Consider the following 25457-nt stretch of genomic DNA (forward strand, 5'->3'; position numbering starts at 1 on the left):
GGATGCGGCGGGCCGGGGCGTGGCCCCTGACCCGCCGGGCGCGCGCTACGGCTCGACGACGGTCTCCTGCGCGGCGGCCGTGTCGCCGGCGATCAGCTCCGCGTCCACCGGGACGTTCCGCTTCACCATCGCCAGCGCGATCGGCCCCAGCTCGTGGTGGCGGGCGGAGGTGGTGATGAAGCCGAGCTGCCGGCCCTCGCCGCCGTCCGCCGCGAGCCGGATCGGGGTGCCGTGGCCCGGCAGGTGCACCTCGCTGCCGTCCAGGTGCAGAAAGACCAGGCGCCGCGGCGGCTTCCCCAGGTTGTGGACACGGGCGACGGTCTCCTGCCCGCGGTAGCAGCCCTTCTGCAGGTGCACCGCGCTGCCGATCCACCCCAGCTCGTGCGGAATGGTCCGGTGGTCGGTCTCGAAGCCGAGTCGCGGCCGGTGCGCCTCGATCCGCAGCGCCTCGTACGCGAGGATCCCGGCGGCCGGTCCGTGGGAGGCCCCGAAGGACTCCAGCTCGGTGCGGGGCAGGAACAGATCGCGGCCGTGCGGGGTCTCCCGTACGACGACGCCCGCCGGTACCTCGGCGATGGAGCCGGCCGGCAGGTGGACGACGGCGAACTCGTCCGTGCGGTCGGCCACCTCGACCCGGTAGAAGAACTTCATCGACTCCAGATAGGCGATGAGCTCACCCTGGGTGCCGGGCTCGACGTGCGCCCAGACCGTCTCGCCGTCGTCGACGAGGTAGAGGGCGTGCTCGATGTGCCCGTTGGCGGAGAGGATCAGCGCCTCGGTGGCCCGGCCGGCCGGCAGCTCGCTGACGTGCTGGGTGAGCAGCAGGTGGAGCCAGCTGAGGCGGTCGTCGCCGGTGACGGCGACGACGCCGCGGTGCGAGAGATCGACGAAGCCGTCGCCCGCGGCGAGGGCGCGCTGCTCGCGGAACAGGTCGCCGTAGTGCGCGGCGACGCCTTCGTCACGGCCTTCGGCGGGGACGGCGCCGGGCAGGGACAGCAGAGGGCTCTTCATGAGGAAAAGCCTACGACTCGGCGGCGGCGTCCTTCGCGGCGCAGTCCTTGCACCTGCCGAAGATCGCGAAGTGCTTCATGTCCGTGTCGAAGCCGAAGGCTTCCCGCAGCTTGCCGGTGAACTCGGACGCCACCTCCACGTCCGCCTCGATGACGTTCGTGCAGTCCCGGCAGACCAGGTGGAGGTGGTGGTGCCGATCGGCGAGGTGGTAGGTCGGCGCCCCGTGCCCGAGATGGGCGTGGGAGACGAGCCCGAGCTCCTCCAGGAGCTCCAGGGTCCGGTACACGGTGGAGATGTTCACACCGGACGCGGTCTTGCGGACCTCGCCGAGGATGTCGTCGGGGGTCGCGTGCTCCAGCGTGTCCACGGCCTCCAGGACAAGCTGGCGCTGGGGCGTCAGCCGGTAGCCGCGCTGCCGCAGATCGCTCTTCCAGTCGGTGCTCACCACGCCCCCAGTGTAAGAGGGCGTGGCGTGCTACCGGGTGGTCGTGGGACTACTTGAAGAAGGCGATGCCGTCGTCCGGCATGTCGGGGAGGTTGCGCGCCATCTCCGCGACCTCCTCCGGCGTGACGACCTTCTTCAGGTGCGCCGACATGTACGGGCGGAGCGGGACCTCGGGGGTGGCCTTCTCGCCCACCCACATCAGATCGCCCTTGACGTAGCCGTAGAGCCGCTTGCCGCCGCTGTACGCGCCGGAGGCCGCCGTACGGGCCACGGCGTCCGTCACCAGGTCGATCTGCGGCTTCTTGTCGGCCAGCTCGCCGTACCAGATCTCCACGATGCCCTGGTCGCGGACCATGACGATCTCGACCTTGCGGTCCTTGTCGATCCGCCAGTAGCCGCTCTCGCTCTCCAGCGGGCGGACCTGGTTGCCGTCGCCGTCCAGGACCCAGGAGTGCGAGTGGTACTCGAGGAAGTCACGGCCGTCGTGGCTGAACGTCACGGACTGGCCGAAGTTGCACTTCTCGGCGCCGGGGAAGTCGGCCACGCCCGCGCCTTCCCACGTTCCGAGGAGGAACGCGAGGGGGACGAGGTCCGGGTTGAGGTCGGACGGGATCTCGATCATGAGCAGCTCTGTCGATCTCTAGTGGTGGTTACCGCTGGCCCTGGTACAGCTTCTTCACGGCCAGACCGGTGAACGCGAGCACGGCGACACAGACCAGGGCCAGGAGGACTTCGAAGAAGATGATCACAGGTGCTCCTCGAATGAGCGGTGAAGGCAGAACGGGCCGGACCCCAGCTTAGTCTGCGGGGGCCCGGCCCTCTCTGTGAGGTGGGTCTAGCGCTGTCAGCCCAGGAGCTGGTTCTGCAGGGTGACCGTCTGCTGGAACGGGACCCGCAGGGCCTCCCCCTTACGGGTCTGCGTGACCAGGGCGACGGTGTCGCCCGCCTGGATGTAGGCCCAACGGGCCTGATCGGCGTTCTTCGGCAGCTCGACGAAGGTGTACAGAGCGGTGTACGACACCCGGACGTCGTTCGCGATCTCGCTGTCCATCGTGACGCCCTCCGCCCCTTCGAGGAGCGGGCCGTCGAGCGAACCCGCCCGGATGACGTCGTCCTTGAACGCCTCGGCGAAGGCGACCGAGTTGAACCGGAGCAGGTGGATCCGGGTCGTCGTGCCGTCGGGCATGGTCCAGCCGCGGGCGGCGACGTGCCGCAGCGCGGACTCCTTCAGCGCGTCCTTCAGCTCGGCGCGGTCGTCCTGCCGGTACTGGGACACGTACTGGTCCACCGTGACCCAGCCGCCGTCGAGCTTCGGGTCGGGCGTGGCACCGGCCGGGGCAGGGAGGAGCAGTTTGCGCAGGTCGGCGTGGTGGATCTCGCCCGGGTTGCCGTCGCTGTAGGGGCGCGGGGCATCGGCCGGGAGGGCCGGAAGGCTGAGCTTCGGGTACTCCCAGCGGCCGTCGCTCTCGGTCGCGAGACCGGGCACCTCGTGGCGCTCCATGGACGCGATCCCGAACGCGGTCCCGGCCCCGAGCCCACCGCACACGAGCACGGCGGCGGTCCAGCGGGCGACGGCCCACAGGACGCGACGGGAGGGCCTGCGGGCCGGCGCCGCCGGGGGCCCCGAGAGGGTGAGCGGCACCTGCGCGGTCTCCGGGAGCTGCTGGCCCTCGGGCCCGGCGGCCGGGACGGCCGGCACCTCGGCCGCGACAGCCGAATCGGGCGGGACAGCCGAATCGGCCGAAGGCGCCGACTCCGCCGAGGGCTCCGGGACGGCAGCCGCTTCCCCTTCGGCCCGTGCCTCCGGCACGGCCGGGGACTCCGGGCCCGCGGCCGCCTGGGCCTCCGCCTCCGTCGGTGCCACCGGGTCGGCAGCCGCCTCCGGTGCGGGCGTCACGTCCGCCTCCGGCTTCGTCTCCGTCTGCTCGGTCATATGTACTCCCCCGGAGACGTGATGTGGTCGAGCTGCTTCCTCGCCAGCTCGGCGACCTCGGACTTGTCGAACGGCTTGGAACCCGCGGCCGTGACGGTGACGAGGACATCGGCCTCGTACGCCGAGCAGGTCATCCCGTCCACCTGAACGGCGCGCTCCTCCTTGTCCAGCCCCTTCGCCTGCGGATACATGAAGCAGGCGGAGTTCTTGTGCCCGTCGATCCTCGGCCCCTTCGGGAACTTCAGAAGGTCGGCCATGAGCCTCTTCTTGAGCTCGTACCCGCCGCGGATCGCCTTCTTGTCCTTCATCCGCGTGATGTGCACGGTGATCACGACGCCCCGCTCCGGCGAGGCGTACGAGCGGAAGGCGACCCCCTGGATCCCCTGACGGTCGACCTCCTTCTCCCAGTCACGGCGCTTCTTGCCGGCGAGGCCCTTGCCCTCCTCCTTCAGGAGCGCGGCGGCCTCCTTCCCGCTCAGCTCGCCGTCGTTGCCGTACCCCTCGATGTCGGGACCGAGTTCGTAGGCGTCCGGGACCGGCAGCTGCATCTTGCTGAGCGGCGTCGACGCCTTGCCCCGGGCGGCGCCGAGCGCCGGGTCCTTCGGCGCCTTCGACAGGTCGGGCTGCTCCCACACGACCGTCGGCGCGGAGCGGTCCGCGTCGCCGACGGTGACGCTCGTGTACGCGACACCGCCGCCGACCGCTCCGAGGACGAGCACGGCGGGCAGCACGACCGTCAGCAGCTTGCGCGCCCGGCCCGGCCGGCCCCGCTCCTCCGGCGGATCCACGGGTACGGTCGCCGCGAACACGTCGTCCGGGTCGATCACGGTGTTCCGGTCCTCGCTCACAGGCGCCCCAACTGTCGCTCGGCCACCGAGGCGATCTCCTTCTTGGAGATCTTCTTGGTGTCGGAGATGAAGATCTCGACCGCGATGTCACCGCGGTGCAGATAGGCCCGGGCCTCGTAGTAGTCCAGGTATCCGGACTTCTTCACCACCGGCAGCACGTAGTAGCGGCCGTTGGCCGAGCCCTTGATCGGATCACCGTCGTACCGCGCGTACTCCTCGTCGGGCATGTAGTCCATCTGGCTCTCGGCGTAGTCCTGCGCGCCGAGGACAGCGGTGGAGCGGTACTGGACGAGCCGGATCTCGGTGCTCTTGTACTCGCCCGTCAGCCACGACGTGGTCGCGATGCGCCGGATCCTGAGGTCCAGCTGGTGGCTCAGCGCGCTGCCGGGATCCTCGAATCCCTCCGCGAACTCGGCCGTCGCCATCCAGCCGTCCTCGTCGTGGAAGTCCGTCTTCTTCGCACCCGCGGGCTTCGGCAGCAGCAGCTTGCGCAGATCGCCGTCCGTCCTGATCCCGCGGTCCTCGGCGGAGGTGAGCGGAGCCGGCTTCTGGCCCGCCGGGAGCGACTTCGGGTAGGCGAGGTCCGGCTGGTTGAGCGCGGGCAGCGGCGTCGGCTCCCGCTCGGCCTGGATCCCGTACCCCACCGCCGTCCCGCCGACGATGCCGAGCACGGCGGCGACGGCGATCAGCGCGATGGTCCGGCCGATCCGGCGAGGGCGCGGCGACTCGGCGTCCGGGTCGACGGCTGCCGGGACCGGCGTCGGTTCCGGCGTCGGGGCCGGCTCCGGTGCCGTCCCGACGTTCTCGGTTGTTTCTGTGGCTTCCAAAAGGGGGTCCCCCCACGAGACCTGAAGCGCAGATTCCGTAACCCGCGCACCCAACTGACCCACGAGTAGTGCATGGGGTTGCAAGGGTCCGCATTACAGTTCGGTATATGGCGAAGAAGCTCGTGATCAAGGTGACCGCAGGGGCCGACGCCCCCGAACGCTGCTCCCAGGCATTCACCGTGGCCGCGGTCGCCGTGGCGAGCGGTGTCGAGGTCTCGCTCTGGCTGACGGGCGAGTCCTCGTGGTTCGCGCTCCCGGGGCGCGCGGCCGAGTTCGAGCTGCCGCATGCCGCACCGCTGCCCGACCTGATCGACTCGATCCTGGCGGCCGGGCGGATCACGCTCTGCACGCAGTGCGCGGCGCGCCGCGAGATCACGGAGAAGGACGTCCTGGAGGGCGTACGGATCGCCGGTGCGCAGGTCTTCGTCCAGGAGGCCATGACGGACGGCACGCAGGCGCTCGTCTACTGAGCGGGTTTTCCCCGCACCGGGACCGGGGGCGTCCCGCGCTCAGCGCTCGTCGTGGCGCTTCCTGCCGTCGAGTTCGTCCCACCACGCGTCGGACTGCGGGTCCCCGGACGGGGCGTCCCACCAGCGGTCCTCGGGCCCCCGCCGGTTCGCGATCATCGCGGCGACCGGCGGGATGACCATGGCGACCACGCACATGCCGATGGCGACCGGCATCGAGAAGAGCCGTACGACGGCCCACGCCCCGACGAAGAGCACCACACAGATGCCCATCATCCAGAAGTAGACGTGGCGCCGTCGCGCGTACATACCTTCAGATTACGACCGGGCGTCGGCCACGGACAGCTCGGCGGGAGCCACCGCCGCGTCGTCGTCCCGCTTGCGCTCGGGGGCGGGTGCCGCCTCCGTGGCGGCGGCCTCGCCCAGGCCGGGGCCCGTCGCCGCCTTCCGTCCCAGCCAGACCAGCAGCAGTGCGAGCGTGCCGGCGAGGGCGGGCCAGTAGAAGTACCGGAAGTCGCCCGCGGGCACCGTCGGCAGGTAGCCGGCGATGTACAGCGCCGAGCTGATCCCCAGGACGCGGACCGGCATCGCGTACTCTCCGCGGCCCGGCTTGAAGGTCAGGGTGAGCCCGACGACCAGCCAGAACCAGCCCGCGAAGAGCCACGGCAGGTCGTCGCCCATGCCGACGACGTAGTACTTGAGGATCTGCGTGCGCCGCTCCACCGGCTCGCCGATGCCGGGCGCGTCCGCGATGGTGCCGTCCTGGTACGTGTACCGGCCCTGGAACAGCACCTTCGAGAAGACCTGGAGGCGGTACTGGGCGTACTCGGGCAGGTGGCCCGGGATCTCGCTGATCCACATGTCGGTCAGCTCGTCCGCGTGCCGGCCCAGCTCCGTCAGACCCAGGGACGTGTCACGCGGGTAGCAGCGCCAGTAGGCGTCGGAGAGGTTCTTCTCCGACGTGCACCGCTTGGTCGTGGTGACCATGGCCTCCTGGAAGTCCGGCGTCGTCGCCGCCTTTCCGGCGGCCGCCCGCACCTCCTCCACGGTCAGGACGTGCACCAGGTCGTCCAGCAGGATCTGCGAGAACTGGCGGGTCTCCAGCGGCTTCGCGACGGCGGAGACGACTCCGCTCGCGACGGCGGCGGTGGCGAGCAGGGCCCCGACCGAGATCAGCCACTTCCGCCGCCCGGGCGTGGGCCACAGGGAGCGGACGAGCAGGTAGAAGACCGGGATGCCGGCCAGCAGCGCGTTCTTGCGGGCCAGGATCGCGTAGGTGATGAGGATCGCCCCGAGGGCCAGCAGCAGCCAGCGGGTGACGGTGCGGTCGGCCGGCAGGTCGCGGGCGACGAAGGCGATCGCGCAGGCGGCGAGCAGGGCGAACGCCATCTGGACGTCCTTCCACACCACACCGGTGAAGGTGATGATGTGCGGGGCAAGGCCGATGGCCAGGATCGCGAGGGAGCCGACGCGGTTGCCGGTGCGGGCCCAGACCCGCCAGGCGATGACCCACAGCGCCGCCCACAGGACGGCGGACTGCAGGGCGGCCATGGCGCCGGGGCTGCCGGTCAGCTCGATGAGCGCCCGCCACAGCAGGGCCATCACGGGCGGGTGCCAGTCCGTCACGGGCGTCTTGCCCAGCGCCTGCTGGAGCTGGTCGACGCTGTCGAGGCTCAGGTATCCGGGGGAGAACAGCATGGCCGTGCCCCAGCCGCAGAACGCGGCGATGGCGGCGAGACCCCAGGGCCAGAGCGGACGATCCGACAGATTTGACCACATCCGCGAGATCGGTCGCACGGGTCGCACAGGTGTCATGAGGCGGGAGCCTAACAGCACAAGGTCAACACGCCGCACACACCGAACGACCATCGGGTGACCACGGAAGGGCCGCGTTGACCCGGCGTCGGCAGGCCCTCCGCGGGCCGGGAACGCGAGGCTACGCGGCCTGGAAGACGTAGCGCCGGTAGACGACGAACCGGACCAGCGTGGCCACGGCCCAGCCGAAGAGCCGGGTGATGTTGTCGGTCAGCGCCGAGTCGAATCCCAGCGCGCGCGACACGTACACCGGAGCGGCCGTGATCACGATCCCGGCGAGGTTCACGAGGACGAAGACGACGACCTCGCGCGGCGACGTCTGCGAGCGCTGGTCGCGGTAGGTCCAGTGCCGGTTGCCTATCCAGCCGACCACCATCGCCGCCGCCGTGGCGACCACCGACGCCAGGACCGGCATGGACGCCATGGGCCCGTCGCCCACCCCCGGAAGGCCGAAGACGAGCAGGTTGAAGCCGCCGGCGTCCACGACGAAGGCGACGGCTCCGACGACCCCGAATTTGGCGACTTCCCGCCACAGACCGCGGATGACGTCACGCAGGCGGAGACGGAGGGACAGTTGATCGGACATGAAAAGGAGCCTAGCCGCAGGGTATTCTCACGTGACTCCACCCATGACCACTCGTGGTCTCTGGATGCCCCCCCATCGCCGCGCGGGGATTCCACAAGTCTAAAGGATCAACAGATGAGACCCACGATCGCCTGCGTCGTCCCCTGCTACAACGAGGAGGCGGCCATTGGCAAGGTGGTCCGTGATCTCCGGGCAGCGCTGCCCGAGGCCGAGATATACGTCTACGACAACGCCTCGACCGACCGCACGGTGGAAGTCGCTCTCGAGGCCGGCGCGATCGTCCGGCACGAGAAGCGCAAGGGCAAGGGCAACGTCATCCGTCGCGCCTTCGCCGACGTCGACGCGGACGCGCTGCTGATCATCGACGGCGACGACACCTACGACGCGTCGCGCGCCCGCGATCTGGTCGACCTGCTCTTCGAGGGCCCCTACGACCACGTCGTCGGTGCCCGCCGCGAGACGGTCGAGGGTGCGTACCGTCCGGGTCACGCGGTCGGCAACAAGATGCTGACGGGCGCCGTCCGCACGCTCTTCGGCAACGACGTCACCGACATGCTGAGCGGCTACCGCGTCTTCTCGCGCCGCTACATCAAGTCCTTCCCGGCCCTGTCGCACGAGTTCGAGACCGAGACCGAGATGACGGTCCACGCGCTCAACCTGCGGCTCCCCACGGCGGAACTTCCCGTCGACTTCAAGGACCGTCCGGCCGGCAGCGAGAGCAAGCTGCGCACCTACCGGGACGGCTGGCGCATCCTCAAGATGATCCTCGGCCTGGCCCGCCGCCAGCGCCCCTCGCTCTTCCACAGCGTGCTCGCCGGTCTGCTCGCCCTCGTCTCGCTGGGCCTCGGCACCCCGGTCATCGTCGACTACATCAACACGGGCGAGGTGCCGCGCTTCCCCACGGCCATCCTCGCCGCGGCGATCATGACCATCGCGGTGCTGGTGCTGCTCGTGGGATACATCCTCGAGTCGTTCATGCACCTGCGTCAGGAGCAGTCCCGTCTCGCCCACCTCGCGTACCCGGCGCCGAGCCGCACGCCCAAGGACTTCGACCTGGGCAAGACGCCGCGCGAGCAGGAAGACACGCTGGCCCGCTCGTAGCCCCGTGACATACGCGACAGCCCCCGCCGGGTACGCCCGGCGGGGGCTGTTCCGTTCGGCACGAAGGGCCGCACCCGATGGTTCGGTGGCGTCCAACCCCCGGAAGGTGCGGCCCTTCGGCCTGTTCATGTCGCGGTGTCAGACCGCGATGGCGACCTCCGCGAGACCACCCTGCTGCGCCACGACCTGACGGTCGGCGGTGCCGCCGGGGACCAGGGCGCGAACGGTCCAGGTGCCCTCGGCCGCGTAGAAGCGGAACTGGCCGGTGGCGGAGGTCGGGACCTCCGCGGTGAACTCGCCGGTCGAGTCCAGGAGGCGGACGTAACCGGTGACGGGCTGGCCGTCCTTGGTCACGAAGCCCTGGATGGTGGTCTCACCGGGCTTGATCGTCGAGGCGTCGGGGCCGCCGGGCTGCGCACCACACATGTTTCTGTCCTTACGGTCGGGGAGGTCCGGGGAGGGGTCCGGAGACTTACTTGTTGGCGCCGAGCTCGATCGGCACGCCGACGAGGGAGCCGTACTCGGTCCACGAGCCGTCGTAGTTCTTGACGTTCTCGACGCCGAGCAGCTCGTGCAGCACGAACCAGGTCAGCGCGGAACGCTCACCGATGCGGCAGTAGGCGATGGTGTCCTTCGCCAGGTCGACCTGCTCGTCCTCGTAGAGGGCCTTGAGCTCGTCGTCCGACTTGAAGGTGCCGTCGTCGTTGGCGTTCTTCGACCACGGGATGTTGCGGGCGCTCGGCACGTGGCCGGGGCGCTGCGACTGCTCCTGCGGGAGGTGGGCCGGGGCGAGCAGCTTGCCGGAGAACTCGTCGGGCGACCGCACGTCGACCAGGTTCTGGGCGCCGATGGCGGCGACGACGTCGTCACGGAAGGCGCGGATCGAGGTGTCCTGGGCCTTGGCCTTGTACTCGGTGGCCGGGCGGGACGGGACCTCGGCGACGAGGTCGCGGGAGTCCAGCTCCCACTTCTTGCGGCCGCCGTCGAGGAGCTTCACGTCCTGGTGGCCGTAGAGCTTGAAGTACCAGTAGGCGTAGGAGGCGAACCAGTTGTTGTTGCCGCCGTAGAGGACGACCGTGGTGTCGTTCGCGATGCCCTTGGCCGAGAGGAGCTTCTCGAAGCCCTCCTGGTCGATGAAGTCACGGCGGACCGGGTCCTGCAGGTCCTGGGTCCAGTCGATCCGGATCGCGTTGCGGATGTGGTTCTTCTCGTAGGCCGAGGTGTCCTCGTCGACCTCGACGACGGCGACCTGCGGGTTGTCGAGGTTCGCCTCGACCCAGTCGGCGTCTACCAGGACGTCGCTGCGGCTCATGCTGTTTCTCCTCCGGGGCAGTGTTCGGCGGTGTGGCGCAAGGTGGTGCGGGTACGCGTCATCGCGGCTGCGGGACGGCGCACGGCTACACGGGGTGGCCCCGACGGTTCGTCGAAGGGCCTGAGGAATACGGGAGTCGGGCGTCCCGCTCAGACGGAGCGACAGAGCATGGCGGCGACGCGGCACAGGTCTACTGCCCGCCGCTTCGTGAGTTCCGCCTGTCGCTTCATGCCCACGATCGTAGGGACGGACAGGCGGCCGTGTCACCGGTGTGTCGTATTTTGAGACGCGATCGTCCGAGATGCGAGACGTGATCACGCGGAATCGGGGCGCCACCCCGGTCCGGGCCGGGTCGCCCCGGTTCCGTTTCTACGGATCGGACGGGGCCGTCTCACCATGTGGAGGGAGCGTGGCCGAGGGGGCGGATCAGCCCGCCAGCACGACGTCCTTGCCGGTCACGACGACGGCCAGGCCGTCCTCACGCGCCTCGACCTTCTCCAGCTCCATGCCCGCCGGCAGCCCGCCGATCTCCCGGTCGAAGTCGGTGCGCTTGCGGACGAGGTCCTCCAGGCCGGGGATGCCGTTGCCGGGCACCTTGTCGGCCCGCACCCGGATCGTGTCCCCGTCGACCAGCGTCACCGTCGAGACGACGCTCTTGGTGACCGTGCGGCCCAGGATCCTGACCCCGCCCGTGACCTTCAGCTTGCCGTTGCCGGCGTAGGCGACCTGCACCTCGCGGTCGGAGGCCGCGGCGAGGTCCGCGTACGAGATCAGCGCGGTCCCGCTGACGCTGCCCGCGCGGGCGCTCGTGTAGTCGCCGTTCAACGTCACGTCGCGGAAGGCGGCGGACAGCTCGCCGATGCGGATCTTCCGGCCGCCGGCCGTGGCCTCGACGCCGGTCAGCTTCACGTCGACCTCGTCCAGGCGCTGGTCCATGACCTGCGTCAGGAACGGGAAGCCCTTGATGTCGACATCGGTCGACGCGGAGCGGGCCGGGCCGAGCCGCACCCGGTCGGCCGCCTCCGACTCCGCGTAATTGACCGCCAGACGGTCGATGCCGACGAAGATCCCGCCGAGCACGACGGCCACGATCAGCAGTACGCGCAGTGCTCGCACGAGCTGTCCCCCCAAGAAAGTCTCCGGCCCCCCGACACGAAGATCGACGTGTCGGGGGGCCGGATGGTTCCCACGGGCCCGTGCGAGGCCCTACGCGAGCGCGCGGCCCAGCAGATAGACGGCGGGCGCGGCGGCCGTCAGCGGAAGCGCGACACCGGCCGTCATGTGGACGAAGCGGGACGGGTAGTCGTAGCTCGCCGCCCGCAGCCCGACCAGCGCACAGACCCCGGCACCGAGGCCGAGGAGCGCCCCGGAGGCGCCCAGGTCGGTGAACCCGCCGGCCGCGATACCGGCACCCGCGGCGGCGAGGAGCGCCACGACGACGGAGGCGGCACCGGGCAGCGGGAGCGCGCGGGCGAGGACGGCGGCCGCGACCGCGACCCCGCCGACGACCACGGCGTCGGGGGCGGCGCCGAGGTGCCCGGTGGCCACCACGGTCAGCGCGGCCGAGGCGACGGTCGCCATCAGCCCGTACATCCGCTCGTCGGGGTCGGCGTGGCTGCGCAGCTGGAGGACGAGGGTGAGCAGCACCCAGACGCCGAGGGTCCCCAGGATCGCGGCTGGGGCGTTCTCCCGGCCCGCGGCGAGCAGCGCGACATCGGCCGTCAGACCGCCGGCGAAGGCGAGGGCGATGCCCTGCCGGGCCGGCCACATGCCGTTGAGCCGGAACCAGCCGGCGGCGGTGACGGCCTGGAGCAGGACGAGCGGCACGAGCAGGGCGTACGGGCCGACCGCCGCGCCGGCGGCCAGCAGGACGCCGAGGAGCGCGGTGAGGGCGGCCGGCTGCATCCCCGGCTCGATGATCGGCGAGCGGCCCTCGGCCCTGGCGCGCTGGGCGTCGGTGATCCGGGCGTTTCCGCCGGTGGTGGGGGTGGAGTACTCGGGCGCCGCGGAGGCGGGCCCGGCGGCCGGCGCCGCGTGGGCGACCGGCGTCTCGGGCGGCATCGCCTGCGTCGCGGGCTGCGGGGGCAGGTACGCGGTGTCCGCGGCGAGGGGCTGGACCACCGGCTGGTACTGGGTGTCCCAGGTCTGGCCCTCCCACGTCTGCGTGACGTGGGGGTCCTGGTACTGGTCCCCGTACTGCCCGCCGTAGACCTGGCCCTGCGGCTGCCCGTACCGCTGCCGGCCGGCGTACGGGTCGTGGCCCGGATCGTACGGCTGCTGCTGATCGCTGCTCATGCTGTGCGGTTCACCCTCCTGCGAACGGTGGGAGCACCTCGACCGTGCCGCCCTCGGCAAGCCGTACCGTCTCATGGGCCCGGGTCCCGACGGGGTCACCGTCGACCAGGAACGAACACCGCTGGAGTACCCGGACGAGCTCGCCCGGGTGCTTCTCGCGGGCCGTCTCCAGTGCCTCGGCCAGGGTCCCCGCGGCGTACGGCTCCTCGGCGACACCCGCGGCGGCCTTGGCCGCGGCCCAGTAGCGGATGGTTCCCGCTGCCATAGCGGCGCTCCCTTCGTTCGTGTGCGCGCCGCTGTCCATGATGGGCTATCGGCGGGTGAGCCAGTCCCCCAGTCGGCCGAGCAGCTCCTCGTCCGCCGCGTTCTCGGCGTGTCCCATGCCGCGCTCCAGCCACAGCTCGCATGCGCCGGCCTCCGCCAGCATCCGCGGGTGGTCGACCGGGAAGTACGGGTCACGGTCGCCGTGCACGATCAGCAGCGGGATCGGAGCGATCATCGGGACCGCCTCCACCGGGGACAGCGGTACGGGGTCCCAGTCGCGGTTGTCGATCCGTGTCCGGAGCCCGTAGCGGCCGACCAGACGGCCCACCGGCCGGGTGATCACCCAGTGGACCCTGCGCATCGAGGGCGTGCCCCGGTAGTACCAGCGGGCGGGCGCGCTCACGGCGGCGACCGCGTCGGTGTGCCCGCCGGTGTCCCGCTCCAGGGCCGCGTGGCGCAGGACGATCGAGCCGCCCATGGAGAAGCCGACGGTCACCACGCGCGCGTGGCCGAGCTCACGGGCCCAGCGCACCGCGGCGGCGAGATCGAGGACCTCCCGGTCGCCGACGGTGGAGCGGCCACCCGAACGGCCGTGTCCCCGGAAGGAGAAGGTGACGACGGCCGCGTGCCCCGCGAGCGCCCGCGACGCGCGGCGGACGGCGGGCCGGTCGGCCGAGCCGGTGAAGCCGTGGGCGAGGACGACCGCGGTGTCGGTGACACCCCGCGTATACGGTTCGTAAACAGCCTCGATACGGACACCGTCGGAAGTGAGCAAAGTGGCACGCTGGGAGCCGGATGTGGTCGAGGAAACATCCACGATGTGAAATCGGCCCTCAGCCTCGGAAGTCATGTGGGCTATTCTGCTTGGCATGAGGATCCGGGCAACGCAGCCCCCGGGTCCTTTTGTGTTTGACGGCCGTTGTTACGGCCGGATGAACAAAAGCTCTCAGGGCGCGAGAGCCAGCAGTGACGCGTACGAAGCAGTGCCGTAGTCCTCGCAGGGACCGAGGAGGAACCGACGTCATGGACGAGCGAACGAAGCACGACCGACAGGGCACCGAAGCAGGGAGGGCTCGATGAGCTCACTGCTGCTCCTCACCAACGCACTCCAGCCGTCGACCGAGGTGCTCCCGGCACTCGGCCTGCTGCTGCACAACGTGCGCGTGGCCCCCGCCGAGGGGCCGGCACTCGTGGACACCCCCGGCGCGGACGTCATCCTGATCGACGGCCGGCGCGACCTCCCGCAGGTGCGCAGCCTCTGTCAGCTGCTGCGCTCCACCGGGCCGGGCTGTCCGCTGATCCTCGTCGTCACGGAGGGCGGTCTCGCGGCCGTCACCGCCGACTGGGGCATCGACGACGTCCTGCTGGACACCGCGGGACCGGCCGAGGTCGAGGCCCGGCTGCGGCTCGCGATGGGCCGCCAGCAGATCGTCTCCGACGACTCCCCGATGGAGATCCGCAACGGCGATCTCTCGGTGGACGAGGCGACGTACAGCGCCAAGCTCAAGGGCCGGGTCCTGGACCTGACCTTCAAGGAGTTCGAGCTCCTGAAGTACCTCGCGCAGCACCCGGGCCGGGTCTTCACCCGCGCCCAGCTCCTCCAGGAGGTATGGGGCTACGACTACTTCGGCGGCACCCGAACGGTCGACGTCCACGTCCGGCGTCTGCGGGCGAAGCTCGGCCCCGAGCACGAGTCGCTGATCGGCACCGTCCGCAACGTCGGCTACCGCTTCGTCACCCCGGAGAAGGTGGAGCGCGCGGCCGAGGAGGCACGGGCCAAGGAGGAGGCCCGGGTCAAGGGCGCCACGCCCGATGTAGCCCCGGCGGAGGACCGGGACGTGGCGGAAGCCACAGTGCGACCTGCCGGTAGGTAGGTCACCCCGCGTAGACTGCCGCGCGTGGCCAAGGTGACGCGGGATGACGTAGCGAGACTGGCGGGTACTTCGACCGCGGTCGTGAGTTACGTCATCAACAACGGACCCCGGCCGGTCGCCCCGGCCACGCGCGAGCGTGTACTCGCCGCCATCAAGGAGCTGGGCTACCGGCCCGACCGGGTGGCGCAGGCGATGGCGTCCCGCCGCACGGACCTCATAGGCATGATCGTCCCCGACGCGCGCCAGCCGTTCTTCGCGGAGATGGCGCACGCCGTCGAACAGGCCGCCGCCGAGCGCGGGAAGATGGTCCTGGTCGGCAATTCGGACTACCGCGACGAGCGCGAGGTGCACTACCTGCGCGCCTTCCTCGGGATGCGGGTCTCCGGGCTGATCCTGGTCAGCCAGGGCATGAGCGAGCGGGCCGCCAGCGAGATCGAGGCATGGGACGCACGCGTGGTGCTGCTGCACGAGCGGCCCGAGGCGCTGGACGACGTCGCCGTCGTCACCGACGACATCGGCGGCGCCCAGCTCGCCACCCGGCATCTCCTGGAGCACGGCCACCCGTACGTGGCCTGTCTCGGCGGCGTCCCGAACACCCCCGCGGTCGGCGACCCGGTCGCGGACCACGAGGAGGGCTGGCGCCGCGCGATGCTGGAGGCCGGCCGGTCGATCGAGGGCCGGCTCTTCGAGGCCCCGTACAACCGCTACGACGCCTACCAGGTCGCCCTGAAGATCCTTTCCGGCCCGGACCGGCCGCCGGCCATCTTCTGCTCCACCGACGACCAGGCGTTCGGCGTGCTGCGCGCCGCGCGCGAGCTGCGCATCGACGTGCCGACGGAGCTGGCGGTGGCGGGCTTCGACGACGTGAAGGAGGCGGCCCTCACGGATCCGCCGCTCACGACGATCTCCTCCGACCGCCCGGCGATGGCCCGGGCGGCGGTGGATCTGGTCCTGGACGACTCCCTGCGGGTGGCCGGCTCGAAGCGCGAGCGGGTCAAGCAGTTCCCGTCCGCGCTGATCGTCCGCCGCTCCTGTGGGTGCGGGTGACTCCCTGCGCCCTCGTGTTCCGTAGGGTGACCCTGGCCGTCCTCGGATAGCCCCACCCGTCTTTATATCGGGCATACAGGGTTCTGTCGGGCTTCTCAGGCCACCCTCAGGAAGCTCTCATGAAGCGGTCCGAGAGTCTTCTCCATGACGGACTACCAGCAGCCGCAGCAGCAGCCGTACTACCCCCCGCGGCCCCCGTACGACCCGGCACAGCCGGTCACGACGGAGCCGGGCACCACGATCTGGCCGTCCGGCGGGCACGTGCCGCCCCCGGTGGGCCCTCCCGCCGCCGGTCCCGCCCACGCCGCCCCCGAGCCGCGCCGCCGCGCCAAGCGGGGCGTCGGGCTCCTCGCGGCCGTGGCGATCGCCGCGGCCGCCGTCGGCGGCGGCACCGCGACGCTGGTCCAGCAGCTGACCGCGGACGACGCCACGCGCGCCTCCGGCGTGAGCGGGACGAACGTCTCCGCGAGCAGCAAGGGCACCGTCGCCGGTGTCGCCGAGGCCGTCTCCCCGTCGATCGTGGAGATCTCCGCCGCCTCGACGTCCGGCAAGTCCACCGGCTCCGGAGTGATCATCACCGGTGACGGCGAGATCGTCACCAACAACCACGTGATCTCCGGCGCCTCCGAGATCACCGTGCGGCTGTCCGACGGCAAGACCTACCCGGCGCGGGTCGTCGGCACGGACCCGGACAAGGACCTCGCGCTGATCAAGCTGCAGGGCGCCTCCGGGCTGAAGGCGGCCACGCTCGGCGCATCGGACCAGGTCAAGGTCGGCGACCAGGTCGTGGCGATCGGCTCCCCCGAGGGGCTGACCGGCACGGTCACCAGCGGCATCGTCTCCGCGCTCGACCGCGATGTGACGGTGGCCAAGGACGAGGGCCAGGACCAGCGGCAGCAGCAGTACGACCCGCGGCAGGGCTGGCCCTTCGAGTTCGGCGGACAGGAGTTCAACGGCGACACCGGCTCGTCGAAGACCACCTACAAGGCGATCCAGACCGACGCCTCCCTCAACCCGGGGAATTCCGGCGGAGCGTTGATCAATATGAACGGCGAGATCATCGGGATCAATTCGGCCATGTATTCGCCCAGCGCGTCGAGCGGTTCTTCGGCCGGCAGTGTCGGCCTCGGATTCGCCATCCCGATCGACACCGTCAAGGCCGACCTGGACAATCTCCGGTCCGGCGACGGCAACTGAACACGTGCGAGGCTGGCCCCATGACTGGCCCGGTGAATGAAGGCGACCGCATCCTCATCGTCGACGACGAGCCCGCCGTGCGGGAGGCGCTGCGGCGCAGCCTCGCCTTCGAGGGGTACGGGACCGAGGAGGCCGTCGACGGCGTCGACGCCCTCTCCCGGATGGAGTCGTACGCCCCCGATCTCGTGGTCCTCGACATCCAGATGCCGCGCATGGACGGCCTGACGGCGGCCCGGCGCATCCGGGCCTCCGGCTCGACCGTGCCGATCCTGATGCTGACGGCACGGGACACGGTCGGCGACCGGGTGACGGGACTCGACGCGGGCGCCGACGACTACCTGGTGAAGCCGTTCGAGCTGGACGAGCTGTTCGCGCGGATCCGGGCGCTGCTGCGCCGCAGCTCGTACGCGAGCGCCGGCGAGGCGCAGCCCGAGGGCGACGTGCTCGGCTTCGGCGATCTGCGGATGGACCTGGCGACCCGCGAGGTGACGCGGGCCGGCCGGCCGGTGGAGCTGACCCGGACGGAGTTCACGCTCCTGGAGATGTTCCTCGCCCATCCGCGCCAGGTGCTGACGCGGGAGCAGATCCTGAAGGCGGTGTGGGGCTTCGACTTCGAACCGAGCTCGAACTCGCTCGACGTGTACGTGATGTACCTGCGGCGGAAGACGGAGGCCGGCGGCGAGCCGCGGCTGGTGCACACGGTGCGGGGCGTGGGGTACGTCCTGCGCGGCGGAGGCCCGGAGTGAGCGGTCCCCTGGCGTGGTTCCGGTCGCGGCCGCTGCGGTCCCGGCTGGCGCTGCTGACCGCGACGGCGGTCGCCGTGGCGGTGGCGGCGGTGTCGCTGGCCTGCTGGTTCGTGACGCGGGCGCAGCTGGAGGCGGAGCTGGACTCCTCGCTGCGCGAGACCCGGATCTCGGACGAGCAGGCCCGGATGCTGCTGGGCTCCTGCGCCCCGGGGGCACAGAACCGCCCGATGCCGGCCGGGCCCGCGCAGACCCTGCAGATCGTCACCGTCACCGGTGACCTCTGCACGCTCGGCACCTCCCCGATCCCCGCGCAGGCCACGGACCTCGCGGTCGCGCGGGGCGAGCGGCCGTTCGTCCTGCACACCACGAGCGCCGAGAACGGCACGGAGATGCGGGTCTACTCGTACCGCGTGTCGATCGCCGACCAGCCGGTCGCGGTCTCGGTCGCCCGCCCGCTGTACGAGATCGACCGCTCGATGTCCACGCTCGCCTGGGTGCTGCTGCTGGTCTCCGGGATCGGTGTCGTCGGCGCCGGAGCGGCCGGGCTGTGGGTGGCGCGGACCGGTCTCGAACCGGTGGACCGGCTGACGGGGGCGGTCGAGCACGTGGCCGCGACCGAGGACCTGACGGTGCGCATCCCGGTGGAGGGCGAGGACGAGATCGCCCGGCTCTCGCGCTCGTTCAACGCGATGACCGCCGCGCTCGCCGTCTCCCGGGACCGTCAGGCGCGGCTGATCGCGGACGCGGGTCACGAGCTGCGGACGCCGCTGACGTCGCTGCGCACCAACATCGAGCTGCTCGCCCGCAGCGAGCAGACCGGCCGTGCCCTGCCGCCCGAGGACCGGCGGGCGCTGATGGCGTCGGTGAAGGCGCAGATGACGGAGTTGGCGGCGCTGATCGGCGACCTCCAGGAGCTGGCCCGGCCGGACGCGGTGCAGCCGGGCCCGCTGGAGGTCGTACCGCTCCACACGATCCTGCGCTCGGCCCTCTCCCGGGCACGGCTGCGCGGCCCCGAGCTGACCTTCGTGACGGACCTGGCGCCCTGGTACGTCCGGGCGGAACCGGCGGGGCTGGAGCGCGCGCTGGTGAACGTGCTGGACAACGCCGTGAAGTTCTCGCCTCCTCGGGGCACGGTCGAGGTGACCCTGATGCGCGGCGAACTGACGGTCCGCGACCACGGTCCCGGCATCGCGCCCGAGGAGCTCCCCCACGTCTTCGACCGCTTCTGGCGCTCCCCGTCGGCGCGCAGCCTCCCCGGCTCGGGCCTGGGCCTGTCGATCGTGGCCCGTACGGTCCACCAGGCGGGCGGCACGGTCACCCTGACGACCCCGGAGGACGGCGGAACGACGGCCACCCTGCGCCTCCCGGGCGCGCCGACCCCGCCGCCGGAGACCTGACCGGGGTCAGATCCTGCGGCGGACCTCATCGAAAGAAACGCAATCCCCCGGAGCAGGGTCGCCCGTCGTCAGTTGTGGCGGATCAGGGACTCGACGAGGCCCGGGCGGGTGTTGGGGAAGTCCAGGACGGTGATGCCGAGGCCCTTCCAGGTGGCGGCCGTGCCGTCCAGGAAGCCGTGGACGCGGGGGTTGAGGTTGTCGGAGTTCCAGCGTGGCGGCAGCGAGGCGGACGTGCTGACGAAGTTGATGAAGAGCTTGCCCGGCTGCTCGACGGCCGCGCGGAAGTGGGCCTCGATCTTGGGGTACTTGGCGTTCGGCAGGGCGTTCCAGTCGTCCTGGATGGCGATGGCGCCGCCGTCCCACCACTTCAGGCCCGGCAGACCGCCGTTGTCGGCGATGAGGACGACCTTGCCGCGGGCCTCGCCCAGGGTGGGGACCGTGTCCCCGATGCGGATCAGCGAGCGCCAGCCGCGGTTGTTCAGGTAGTCGTCGAAGATGGCGCGGAACGTGGCGTCGGAGTCCGAGGAGTACTCCTGCTTGACCCGCATCAGGACGGTCTCGGAGGGGTGCGCGGCCAGGAAGTCGCGGCAGGCGATGAGGACGTCGCCGAACATCATCTTCTGGTAGGACGCACCGTGGTGGATGGCGAAGGAGCCCCCGGTGACCCGGCAGCGGATGTCCAGGAACCTGATTCCGGAGGCGAGCTGCTGCGCGATGGTGGTGTTCTGGCACTCGGCCCAGGGGCCGCCGAAGCGGGCGCCCGAGTCGTGGGTGCCCGGGATGGTGAGCTTCTGGAGCGGGGTGGGGTCGCCGTGGCCGGCCATCCAGTCCTGGGTCGCCGCCCGCGCGGACGGGGCGCCGACCAGGAGGACGGCACCCGCCGCCGCGGCTCCCGCGAGAAAGCTTCTACGGTCCATGCGCCGGAGTATGACGTGTACGCGTCAGCGCGCGCCAGAGGTGCGCGCCCGGGAAAAGCGGAGGGCGGCGGACCGTCGAACGGCCCGCCGCCCCCACGGACGTACGGAGTTACTTCACGACCGTGATCCGGCCGATCGCCGGCGGGGCCAGCCGCTCGCTCGGGGTGGAGTGGGCCGCCAGGTAGGCGGTGAACAGGTCCAGGTCGGACGCGCCGACCAGCTTGTTCTTGTGCTCCTTCAGGACGGCGAAGCCGTCACCGCCACCGGCCAGGAACTCGTTCATCGCGACCCGGTAGGTCTTCGACGGGTCGATCGCCTCGCCGTTCAGCTTCACCGAGGACGTCACGATCCGGTCGGCGCCGGTCTTCGTCATGTCCAGGGTGTAGGTGAAGCCCTTCGAGACCTGGAGGATCTTCGGGGCGACCTGGTTCGGGCCGCTGACCTGCTGCTGGAGCGCGGTGATGAGCTGGGCGCCGGTCAGGTCGACCGCCGTCATCATGTTGGTGAACGGCTGGACGGTGTACGCCTCGCCGTAGGTCACCACGCCCTCGCCCTCGCCACCGGACGCCTTGAGCACCAGAGGCGCGCGGACGCCGCCCGGGTTCATCAGCGCCAGTTGCGCACCGCCCTTGTCGGCCGGGGCCATGCCCTCCAGCTGCGCGTCGGCGATCAGGTTGCCCAGCGGCTTCTCGGGCGCGTCGGCGGGGTTGTCGATGTCGCCGGAGATGTAGCCGACGGGACGGTTCGCGATCGGCGCGGCCAGCGCCTTCCAGCGCGTGATCAGCTTGGTCATGTCCCCGGCCGGCTCCACGCCTTCACGGGTGACGACATGGTTCGCGGAGGCGACGGCGGTGCGGACGATGTCCTTGGTGCGACGGTCGTACGTGAGCGTCGTGTCGGTGTACAGCCTGCCGAAGGAGGCCGCCGAGGTGACCGTGCGTGGCTTGCCGGACGGGTCCGGGATCGTGCACGCGTACGCCTGGTGGGTGTGGCCCGTGACCAGCGCGTCGACCTGCGGGCTGACGTTCTTCGCGATGTCGACGATCGGGCCCGAGATGCCGTCACCGGGGCCGGGGCTGTCGCAGTTGTAGTTGTACGAGCCCGAGGCCGGCAGGCCGCCCTCGTGCAGCAGCGCGACGATCGACTTGACGCCCTTGCGCTCCAGGACCTTCGTGTACTTGTTGATCGTCTCGATCTCGTCGCCGAACTTCAGGCCCTTGATGCCCTCGGCGGAGACGATGTCGGCGGTGCCCTCCAGGGTCACGCCGATGAAGCCGACCTTGACCCCGCCCCGCTCCCAGATGAAGTACGGGTCGAGGATCGGGCGCCCGGTCTTCTCGTTGGTCACGTTGGCCGCGAGGTAGGGGAAGTTCGCCCCCTTGAACCGCTTGCCCTCCTCGAAGCAGCCCGCGGTCGGGTGACAGCCGCCGTTCTGCATCCGGGCCAGCTCGCGCGCGCCCTCGTCGAACTCGTGGTTGCCGACCGAGCTGACGTCGAGCTTCAGCCGGTTCAGCGCCTCGATGGTCGGCTCGTCGTGGAAGAGCCCGGAGACCAGCGGGGAGGCGCCGATCATGTCGCCGGCGGCGGCGGTGACGGAGTACCGGTTGCCCTCACGGGCCTTGCGCAGGTGCGCGGCCAGGTACTCGACGCCACCGACACCCTCGAAGGTCTTCGTCGTGCCGTCGGGGTTGGTGTGGGTGACCCGCCCGGACGAGCCGGTCGGGGTCTCCAGGTTGCCGTGCAGGTCGTTGAAGGAGAGCAACTGGACGTCGACGTAGCGCCCGTGGTTGCTCCCGCCCTTGGTCCCCGAGGCGCCCGCGGGCAGCGCGGCGACGAGGGCGCCGACGGTGGCGAGCCCCGCACCGACGGCGAGTACCCGCCTCGCCGTCCTCTTCTTCTTCGGTGTCGCTGACATCGCTCCCCTTGTCCCCTCGCCGGTTCCGCGGCGTTGTTCGACTGCTGTCGTGCCAGCGCAGCCTAGAGTCAACGCGCGTAGCGCAACAGGGGGTACCGGGTTACAACTCAGTTGATTCCGTAGGCTCAGGACATGACTCCTGACCCGGCGCCGGCCCTTGAACCCGGACGGCAGATCCTCACCCTCGACGAGCTCTCCCCCGAACAGGTCCAGGACGTCCTCGACCTGCTGGAGGCGGCCGACCGCTCCGACGGAGTGCACGCCGTGTCCGAGCAGGGGAGGCTCTATCTGCGCCACGGCAGCCGCGAGGGCGTACGGCACTTCCTCCTCACCGTCGGCACCCACCTCTACGGATACGCCCAGCTGGAGGACACCGATCCCGTCGAGGCGCCGGCCGCCGAGCTGGTCGTGCACCCCTCGCACCGCGGCCGGGGACACGGCCGGGCGCTCGGCACGGCGCTGCTCGCCGCCTCGGGCAAGCGGCTGCGGGTCTGGGCGCACGGCGGGAAGTCGGCGGCCCGGCACCTGGCCCAGGTGCTCGGACTGACCCTCTTCCGCGAACTGCGCCAGCTTCGCCGCCCGTTGGTTCCCCTCGACATCCCCGAGCCGGTGCTGCCCGAGGGCGTCACCGTCCGTACGTTCGTGCCCGGCCAGGACGACGCGGCCTGGCTCGCCGCGAACGCGGCCGCCTTCGCCCACCACCCCGAGCAGGGCTCCCTCACCCAGCGGGACCTGGACGACCGCACGGCCGAGCCGTGGTTCGACCCGAAGGGCTTCTTCCTCGCGGAGAAGGACGGGCGCCTGGTCGGCTTCCACTGGACGAAGACCCACGCCGAGGAACAGCTCGGCGAGGTGTACGTGGTCGGGATCCTGCCCGAGGCCCAGGGCGGCGGCCTCGGCAAGGCGCTCACGGCGATCGGTCTGCGGCACCTGGCGGCGCAGGCGCTGCCGACGGCGATGCTCTACGTGGACGCGGACAACACGGCGGCGCTGGCGGTGTACGAGCGGCTGGGCTTCGTCACCCACGAGGTGGATCTGATGTACCGCACGGAGTCCTGAACACGCCGTGAGAAGGGGGCGGTTGACACCGCCCCCTTCTTTGCACCACCCTTTCACTACTTGATTAGTGAAAGGGTGGTGAAGGGGAACATGCTCGAGTACCGGATCGACCGACGCAGCGGAGTCGCCACCTACCTCCAGATCGTCCAGCAGACCAAACAGGCTCTGCGCATGGGCGTCCTGGAGCCCGGAGACCGGCTGCCCACCGCACGCGAGGTCGTCGAAGCCACGGCCATCAACCCGAACACGGTCCTCAAGGCCTACCGCGAGCTGGAACGCGAAGGACTCGTCGAGGCCCGCCGCGGACTCGGCACCTTCGTCCGCGCGACGCTCGGGACCAGCCCCGCCGACTCACCCCTGCGCGGCGAACTCGCCGACTGGACACGCCGGGCGAAGGAGTCGGGCCTGGAGCGCGAGGACGTGGCCGCGCTCTTCACTTCCGTACTGAAGGAATCTTTCGAGGGGGACGCATGACCAGCGGAACGGCCCTGAGCACCGAGGGCCTCGGCAAGCGATACGGCACAAGGGGGCGCGGCTGGGCCCTGAGGGACTGCACCTTCACCCTCCCCGCCGGCCGCGTCTGCGCCGTCGTCGGCCCCAACGGCGCGGGCAAGTCCACCCTCCTCGCCCTCGCCGCGGGCCTCCTGCGGCCCACCGAGGGCACCCTCCTGGCCCCCGCACGCGAACGCCTCGCGTACGTCGACCAGAACAAGCCGCTCTACCCCCAGCTCACCATCGACGAGACGCTGAGGATGGGCCGCGAGCTCAACCCCGACCGCTGGAACAGCGCCGTCGCCGAGCGGATCACCGCCGGCCTCGACCCCGCCACCCGCGTCCGCGGCCTCTCCGGCGGCCAGCGCACCCGCGTCGCCCTCGCCCTGGCCCTCGGCAAACGACCGGAACTCCTGCTCCTGGACGAACCGATGGCCGACCTGGACCCGCTCGCCCGACACGAACTCATGGGCGTCCTCATGGCCGACGCCGCGGAACGCGGCACGACGGTCGTCATGTCCTCGCACATCCTCGGAGAGCTGGAGGGCGCCTGCGACCACCTCCTCCTCGTCGACGGAGGCCGGATCCGCCTCGACGGCGCCATCGACGACCTCCTCGCCGCACACACCCTGCTCCGCGGCCCGATCGCCGACCTCGCACCGCACACCGTCGTCGACTCCCGCACGACGGGCCGTCAGCTCACCGCCCTGGTCCGACGGGAGGGCCCGGTCGAAGGCCCCTGGGAGGCCACGGCCCCGTCCCTCGAAGACCTCCTCCTCGCCCACCTCCGCACCTCCCGCACCATCCCCGAAGGAGCCTCCGCATGAGCGCCGTCGCATTGAAGGGCACCCCCTGGGTGACGGTCCGCCAGCACCGGCGGGCCCTGTGGGCGACCGGCGCGGCGGTGGCCCTGTCCCTCGCCGTCATCGCCGGGCTGCGCCTGTGGGACGCCGCCTACCCCGACAGGTACGTGGAGAACGGCCTCTGGGTCCCCGCCGACGACAACCACGCGTACGGCATGCTCAGAGTGGCCATGGAGTACGCCGGCGTCGGCATGGTCCTCCTGCCCCTCGTCGTCGGGGCCTTCGTCGCGGGCCCGCTGATCGCCCGCGAACTGGAGAGCGGAACGTACCGGCTGGCGCTCACCCAGTCCGTCAGCCCCGCGCACTGGCTCCGCGCGAAACTCCTCACCCTGACCGTCCCCGCCCTCGCGGCCATGCTCGCCCTCATGGCGATCCACCGGATCGGCTGGGGCCGGGTCTCGGGCACCTGGCAGCTGCACTGGTCGGACCGCGGCCCGTACGAGGCCACCGGAATCGTCCTCGTCGCCTACGTCCTCCTCGCCGTCGCCGTGGGCGCGCTCCTCGGGCAGCTGATCCGCCGCACCGTCGTCGCGATGGCCGCGACCGGCCTGGTCACCGGCCTGGTCCTCGCCGTGCTCGGCGCGCTGCGGTGGGACTTCCTGCCGGTGGAGACGATGACGGGTCCGGCCCGGAGCGACTCCGACATGCTGGTGACGCCCGAGGACAGCCTGAACATGGGCTACGGCCTGGTGGACGCCTCGGGAGCCCGGCTGCCCGGCTGGTTCTGCGAGCCCGACGCGGTCCCCGCCGCCGCCTGCCGCTCCGACATCCAGGTCACCGGCCAGTACGCCGACTACCACCCCGCGGCCCACTTCTGGCCCACCCAGCTCATCGAGACCGGCATCGTCCTCGCCCTCGCCGCCCTCGCCCTCTTCGCCGCCTTCCGCGTCCTGCGCGCCCGGCACCCGTAACGCCAGGGATCGAGCCACCGGGATCGGGGGCGGGCGCCCACAGGGCCCCCCCCCCCCCCCCCCCCCCCCGCCCCCCCGCCCCCCCCCCCCCGGGGGGGGGGCCCCCCCCCGGGGGGGCCCCCCCCGGCCCCGCCG

Annotated in this window: 29 protein-coding genes; 11 read left to right on the forward strand and 18 right to left on the reverse strand. The window is 71.2% G+C overall.

Annotated elements, in window-relative coordinates:
* Nucleotides 1-45: 45 nt before the first annotated feature.
* The 6 genes from AB0D99_RS25535 to AB0D99_RS25560 all read right to left on the reverse strand — a co-directional run bounded on the left by AB0D99_RS25535 (nt 46) and on the right by AB0D99_RS25560 (nt 5064).
* On the reverse strand, nt 46-1011 hold the full coding sequence (locus AB0D99_RS25535) for a folate-binding protein (protein ID WP_362366639.1): 966 nt from the start codon (nt 1009-1011) through the stop codon (nt 46-48).
* A 10-nt stretch (nt 1012-1021) separates the two neighbouring features.
* Nucleotides 1022-1459: a transcriptional repressor gene (locus AB0D99_RS25540; protein WP_362366642.1), complete on the reverse strand. Its 438-nt coding sequence runs from the start codon at nt 1457-1459 to the stop codon at nt 1022-1024.
* 46 nt (nt 1460-1505) lie between these two features.
* Nucleotides 1506-2078 carry an FABP family protein gene (locus AB0D99_RS25545; protein ID WP_362366645.1) on the reverse strand — a complete coding sequence of 191 codons (573 nt, stop codon included), beginning with the start codon at nt 2076-2078 and terminating at the stop codon, nt 1506-1508.
* Nucleotides 2079-2300: 222 nt separating this feature from the next.
* Nucleotides 2301-3389 carry a hypothetical protein gene (locus tag AB0D99_RS25550; RefSeq protein WP_362366648.1) on the reverse strand — a complete coding sequence of 363 codons (1089 nt, stop codon included), beginning with the start codon at nt 3387-3389 and terminating at the stop codon, nt 2301-2303.
* The gene (locus AB0D99_RS25555; RefSeq protein ID WP_362366651.1) at nt 3386-4237 is read right to left on the reverse strand and encodes a hypothetical protein; all 852 of its coding nucleotides are present in this window, start codon (nt 4235-4237) and stop codon (nt 3386-3388) included. The genes AB0D99_RS25550 and AB0D99_RS25555 overlap by 4 nt, the downstream gene beginning before the upstream one ends.
* A complete protein-coding gene (locus AB0D99_RS25560; RefSeq protein ID WP_362366654.1) occupies nt 4234-5064 on the reverse strand; it encodes a hypothetical protein in 831 nt (276 codons plus the stop codon). Before AB0D99_RS25560 ends, AB0D99_RS25555 begins: the two co-directional genes overlap by 4 nt.
* A gap of 107 nt (nt 5065-5171) precedes the next feature.
* Here AB0D99_RS25560 and AB0D99_RS25565 point away from each other — a divergent pair, with 107 nt between their 5' ends.
* Nucleotides 5172-5534, forward strand: coding sequence for a DsrE family protein (locus AB0D99_RS25565; RefSeq protein WP_137994334.1), 363 nt, complete (start codon nt 5172-5174; stop codon nt 5532-5534).
* 39 nt (nt 5535-5573) lie between these two features.
* Here AB0D99_RS25565 and AB0D99_RS25570 read toward each other — a convergent pair whose 3' ends face one another.
* From AB0D99_RS25570 to AB0D99_RS25580, 3 genes are all read right to left on the reverse strand, one after another.
* Entirely contained in the window at nt 5574-5840 is a 267-nt protein-coding gene (locus AB0D99_RS25570) for a DUF3099 domain-containing protein (RefSeq protein ID WP_362366659.1), read from the reverse strand.
* Nucleotides 5841-5849: 9 nt separating this feature from the next.
* Nucleotides 5850-7346, reverse strand: a complete 1497-nt coding sequence (locus AB0D99_RS25575) for a hypothetical protein (RefSeq protein WP_362366662.1) — start codon at nt 7344-7346, stop codon at nt 5850-5852.
* A gap of 121 nt (nt 7347-7467) precedes the next feature.
* A complete protein-coding gene (locus AB0D99_RS25580; RefSeq protein ID WP_362366665.1) occupies nt 7468-7932 on the reverse strand; it encodes a GtrA family protein in 465 nt (154 codons plus the stop codon).
* Nucleotides 7933-8046: 114 nt separating this feature from the next.
* Here AB0D99_RS25580 and AB0D99_RS25585 point away from each other — a divergent pair, with 114 nt between their 5' ends.
* Nucleotides 8047-9033 (forward strand): glycosyltransferase, encoded by a 987-nt coding sequence (locus AB0D99_RS25585; protein ID WP_362366668.1) that lies wholly within the window; start codon nt 8047-8049, stop codon nt 9031-9033.
* A 138-nt stretch (nt 9034-9171) separates the two neighbouring features.
* Here the strand turns inward: AB0D99_RS25585 and AB0D99_RS25590 are convergent, their stop codons facing one another.
* From AB0D99_RS25590 to AB0D99_RS25620, 7 genes are all read right to left on the reverse strand, one after another.
* Entirely contained in the window at nt 9172-9459 is a 288-nt protein-coding gene (locus AB0D99_RS25590) for a DUF1416 domain-containing protein (RefSeq protein WP_073819964.1), read from the reverse strand.
* 46 nt (nt 9460-9505) lie between these two features.
* Nucleotides 9506-10345 (reverse strand): sulfurtransferase, encoded by an 840-nt coding sequence (locus AB0D99_RS25595; RefSeq protein ID WP_362366671.1) that lies wholly within the window; start codon nt 10343-10345, stop codon nt 9506-9508.
* 149 nt (nt 10346-10494) lie between these two features.
* On the reverse strand, nt 10495-10575 hold the full coding sequence (locus AB0D99_RS25600) for an Ms5788A family Cys-rich leader peptide (RefSeq protein ID WP_352021666.1): 81 nt from the start codon (nt 10573-10575) through the stop codon (nt 10495-10497).
* 196 nt (nt 10576-10771) lie between these two features.
* Nucleotides 10772-11461 (reverse strand): DUF2993 domain-containing protein, encoded by a 690-nt coding sequence (locus AB0D99_RS25605; RefSeq protein ID WP_362366674.1) that lies wholly within the window; start codon nt 11459-11461, stop codon nt 10772-10774.
* A gap of 90 nt (nt 11462-11551) precedes the next feature.
* Complete coding sequence (locus tag AB0D99_RS25610) at nt 11552-12640, reverse strand: hypothetical protein (protein WP_362366677.1); 1089 nt, start codon at nt 12638-12640, stop codon at nt 11552-11554.
* Nucleotides 12641-12650: 10 nt separating this feature from the next.
* Nucleotides 12651-12905 (reverse strand): MoaD/ThiS family protein, encoded by a 255-nt coding sequence (locus AB0D99_RS25615; protein WP_362366680.1) that lies wholly within the window; start codon nt 12903-12905, stop codon nt 12651-12653.
* 45 nt (nt 12906-12950) lie between these two features.
* Nucleotides 12951-13754, reverse strand: a complete 804-nt coding sequence (locus AB0D99_RS25620) for an alpha/beta fold hydrolase (RefSeq protein ID WP_362366683.1) — start codon at nt 13752-13754, stop codon at nt 12951-12953.
* A 226-nt stretch (nt 13755-13980) separates the two neighbouring features.
* On the opposite strand from AB0D99_RS25620, the gene AB0D99_RS25625 reads away from it, so the two are divergent.
* From AB0D99_RS25625 to AB0D99_RS25645, 5 genes are all read left to right on the forward strand, one after another.
* Nucleotides 13981-14778 (forward strand): response regulator transcription factor, encoded by a 798-nt coding sequence (locus tag AB0D99_RS25625; protein ID WP_362366686.1) that lies wholly within the window; start codon nt 13981-13983, stop codon nt 14776-14778.
* Nucleotides 14779-14802: 24 nt separating this feature from the next.
* Complete coding sequence (locus AB0D99_RS25630; RefSeq protein ID WP_362366689.1) at nt 14803-15825, forward strand: LacI family DNA-binding transcriptional regulator; 1023 nt, start codon at nt 14803-14805, stop codon at nt 15823-15825.
* Nucleotides 15826-15969: 144 nt separating this feature from the next.
* Nucleotides 15970-17022, forward strand: coding sequence for a trypsin-like peptidase domain-containing protein (locus tag AB0D99_RS25635; RefSeq protein WP_362366692.1), 1053 nt, complete (start codon nt 15970-15972; stop codon nt 17020-17022).
* Nucleotides 17023-17042: 20 nt separating this feature from the next.
* Nucleotides 17043-17768: a response regulator transcription factor gene (locus AB0D99_RS25640; RefSeq protein WP_362366695.1), complete on the forward strand. Its 726-nt coding sequence runs from the start codon at nt 17043-17045 to the stop codon at nt 17766-17768.
* Nucleotides 17765-19165, forward strand: coding sequence for a HAMP domain-containing sensor histidine kinase (locus AB0D99_RS25645; protein ID WP_362366698.1), 1401 nt, complete (start codon nt 17765-17767; stop codon nt 19163-19165). The genes AB0D99_RS25640 and AB0D99_RS25645 overlap by 4 nt, the downstream gene beginning before the upstream one ends.
* A gap of 68 nt (nt 19166-19233) precedes the next feature.
* On the opposite strand, the gene AB0D99_RS25650 is transcribed toward AB0D99_RS25645, so the two are convergent.
* Together AB0D99_RS25650 and AB0D99_RS25655 are read right to left on the reverse strand one after the other, a co-directional pair.
* On the reverse strand, nt 19234-20082 hold the full coding sequence (locus AB0D99_RS25650) for a phosphatidylinositol-specific phospholipase C (RefSeq protein ID WP_362366701.1): 849 nt from the start codon (nt 20080-20082) through the stop codon (nt 19234-19236).
* 109 nt (nt 20083-20191) lie between these two features.
* The gene (locus AB0D99_RS25655) at nt 20192-21997 is read right to left on the reverse strand and encodes a bifunctional metallophosphatase/5'-nucleotidase (protein WP_362366704.1); all 1806 of its coding nucleotides are present in this window, start codon (nt 21995-21997) and stop codon (nt 20192-20194) included.
* Between the two features lie 132 nt (nt 21998-22129).
* On the opposite strand from AB0D99_RS25655, the gene mshD reads away from it, so the two are divergent.
* The 4 genes from mshD to AB0D99_RS25675 all read left to right on the forward strand — a co-directional run bounded on the left by mshD (nt 22130) and on the right by AB0D99_RS25675 (nt 25322).
* Nucleotides 22130-23056, forward strand: a complete 927-nt coding sequence (gene mshD, locus AB0D99_RS25660) for a mycothiol synthase (protein ID WP_362366707.1) — start codon at nt 22130-22132, stop codon at nt 23054-23056.
* Nucleotides 23057-23146: 90 nt separating this feature from the next.
* Nucleotides 23147-23530, forward strand: a complete 384-nt coding sequence (locus AB0D99_RS25665; protein WP_362366710.1) for a GntR family transcriptional regulator — start codon at nt 23147-23149, stop codon at nt 23528-23530.
* Nucleotides 23527-24375 (forward strand): ABC transporter ATP-binding protein, encoded by an 849-nt coding sequence (locus tag AB0D99_RS25670; protein ID WP_362366713.1) that lies wholly within the window; start codon nt 23527-23529, stop codon nt 24373-24375. The genes AB0D99_RS25665 and AB0D99_RS25670 overlap by 4 nt, the downstream gene beginning before the upstream one ends.
* A complete protein-coding gene (locus AB0D99_RS25675; protein WP_362366716.1) occupies nt 24372-25322 on the forward strand; it encodes an ABC transporter permease in 951 nt (316 codons plus the stop codon). Before AB0D99_RS25670 ends, AB0D99_RS25675 begins: the two co-directional genes overlap by 4 nt.
* Nucleotides 25323-25457: the final 135 nt, after the last annotated feature.

Origin of the sequence: Streptomyces sp. NPDC047971, from assembly GCF_040653355.1 — a bacterium.
In the GTDB taxonomy this organism is placed as follows: Bacteria; Actinomycetota; Actinomycetes; order Streptomycetales; family Streptomycetaceae; genus Streptomyces.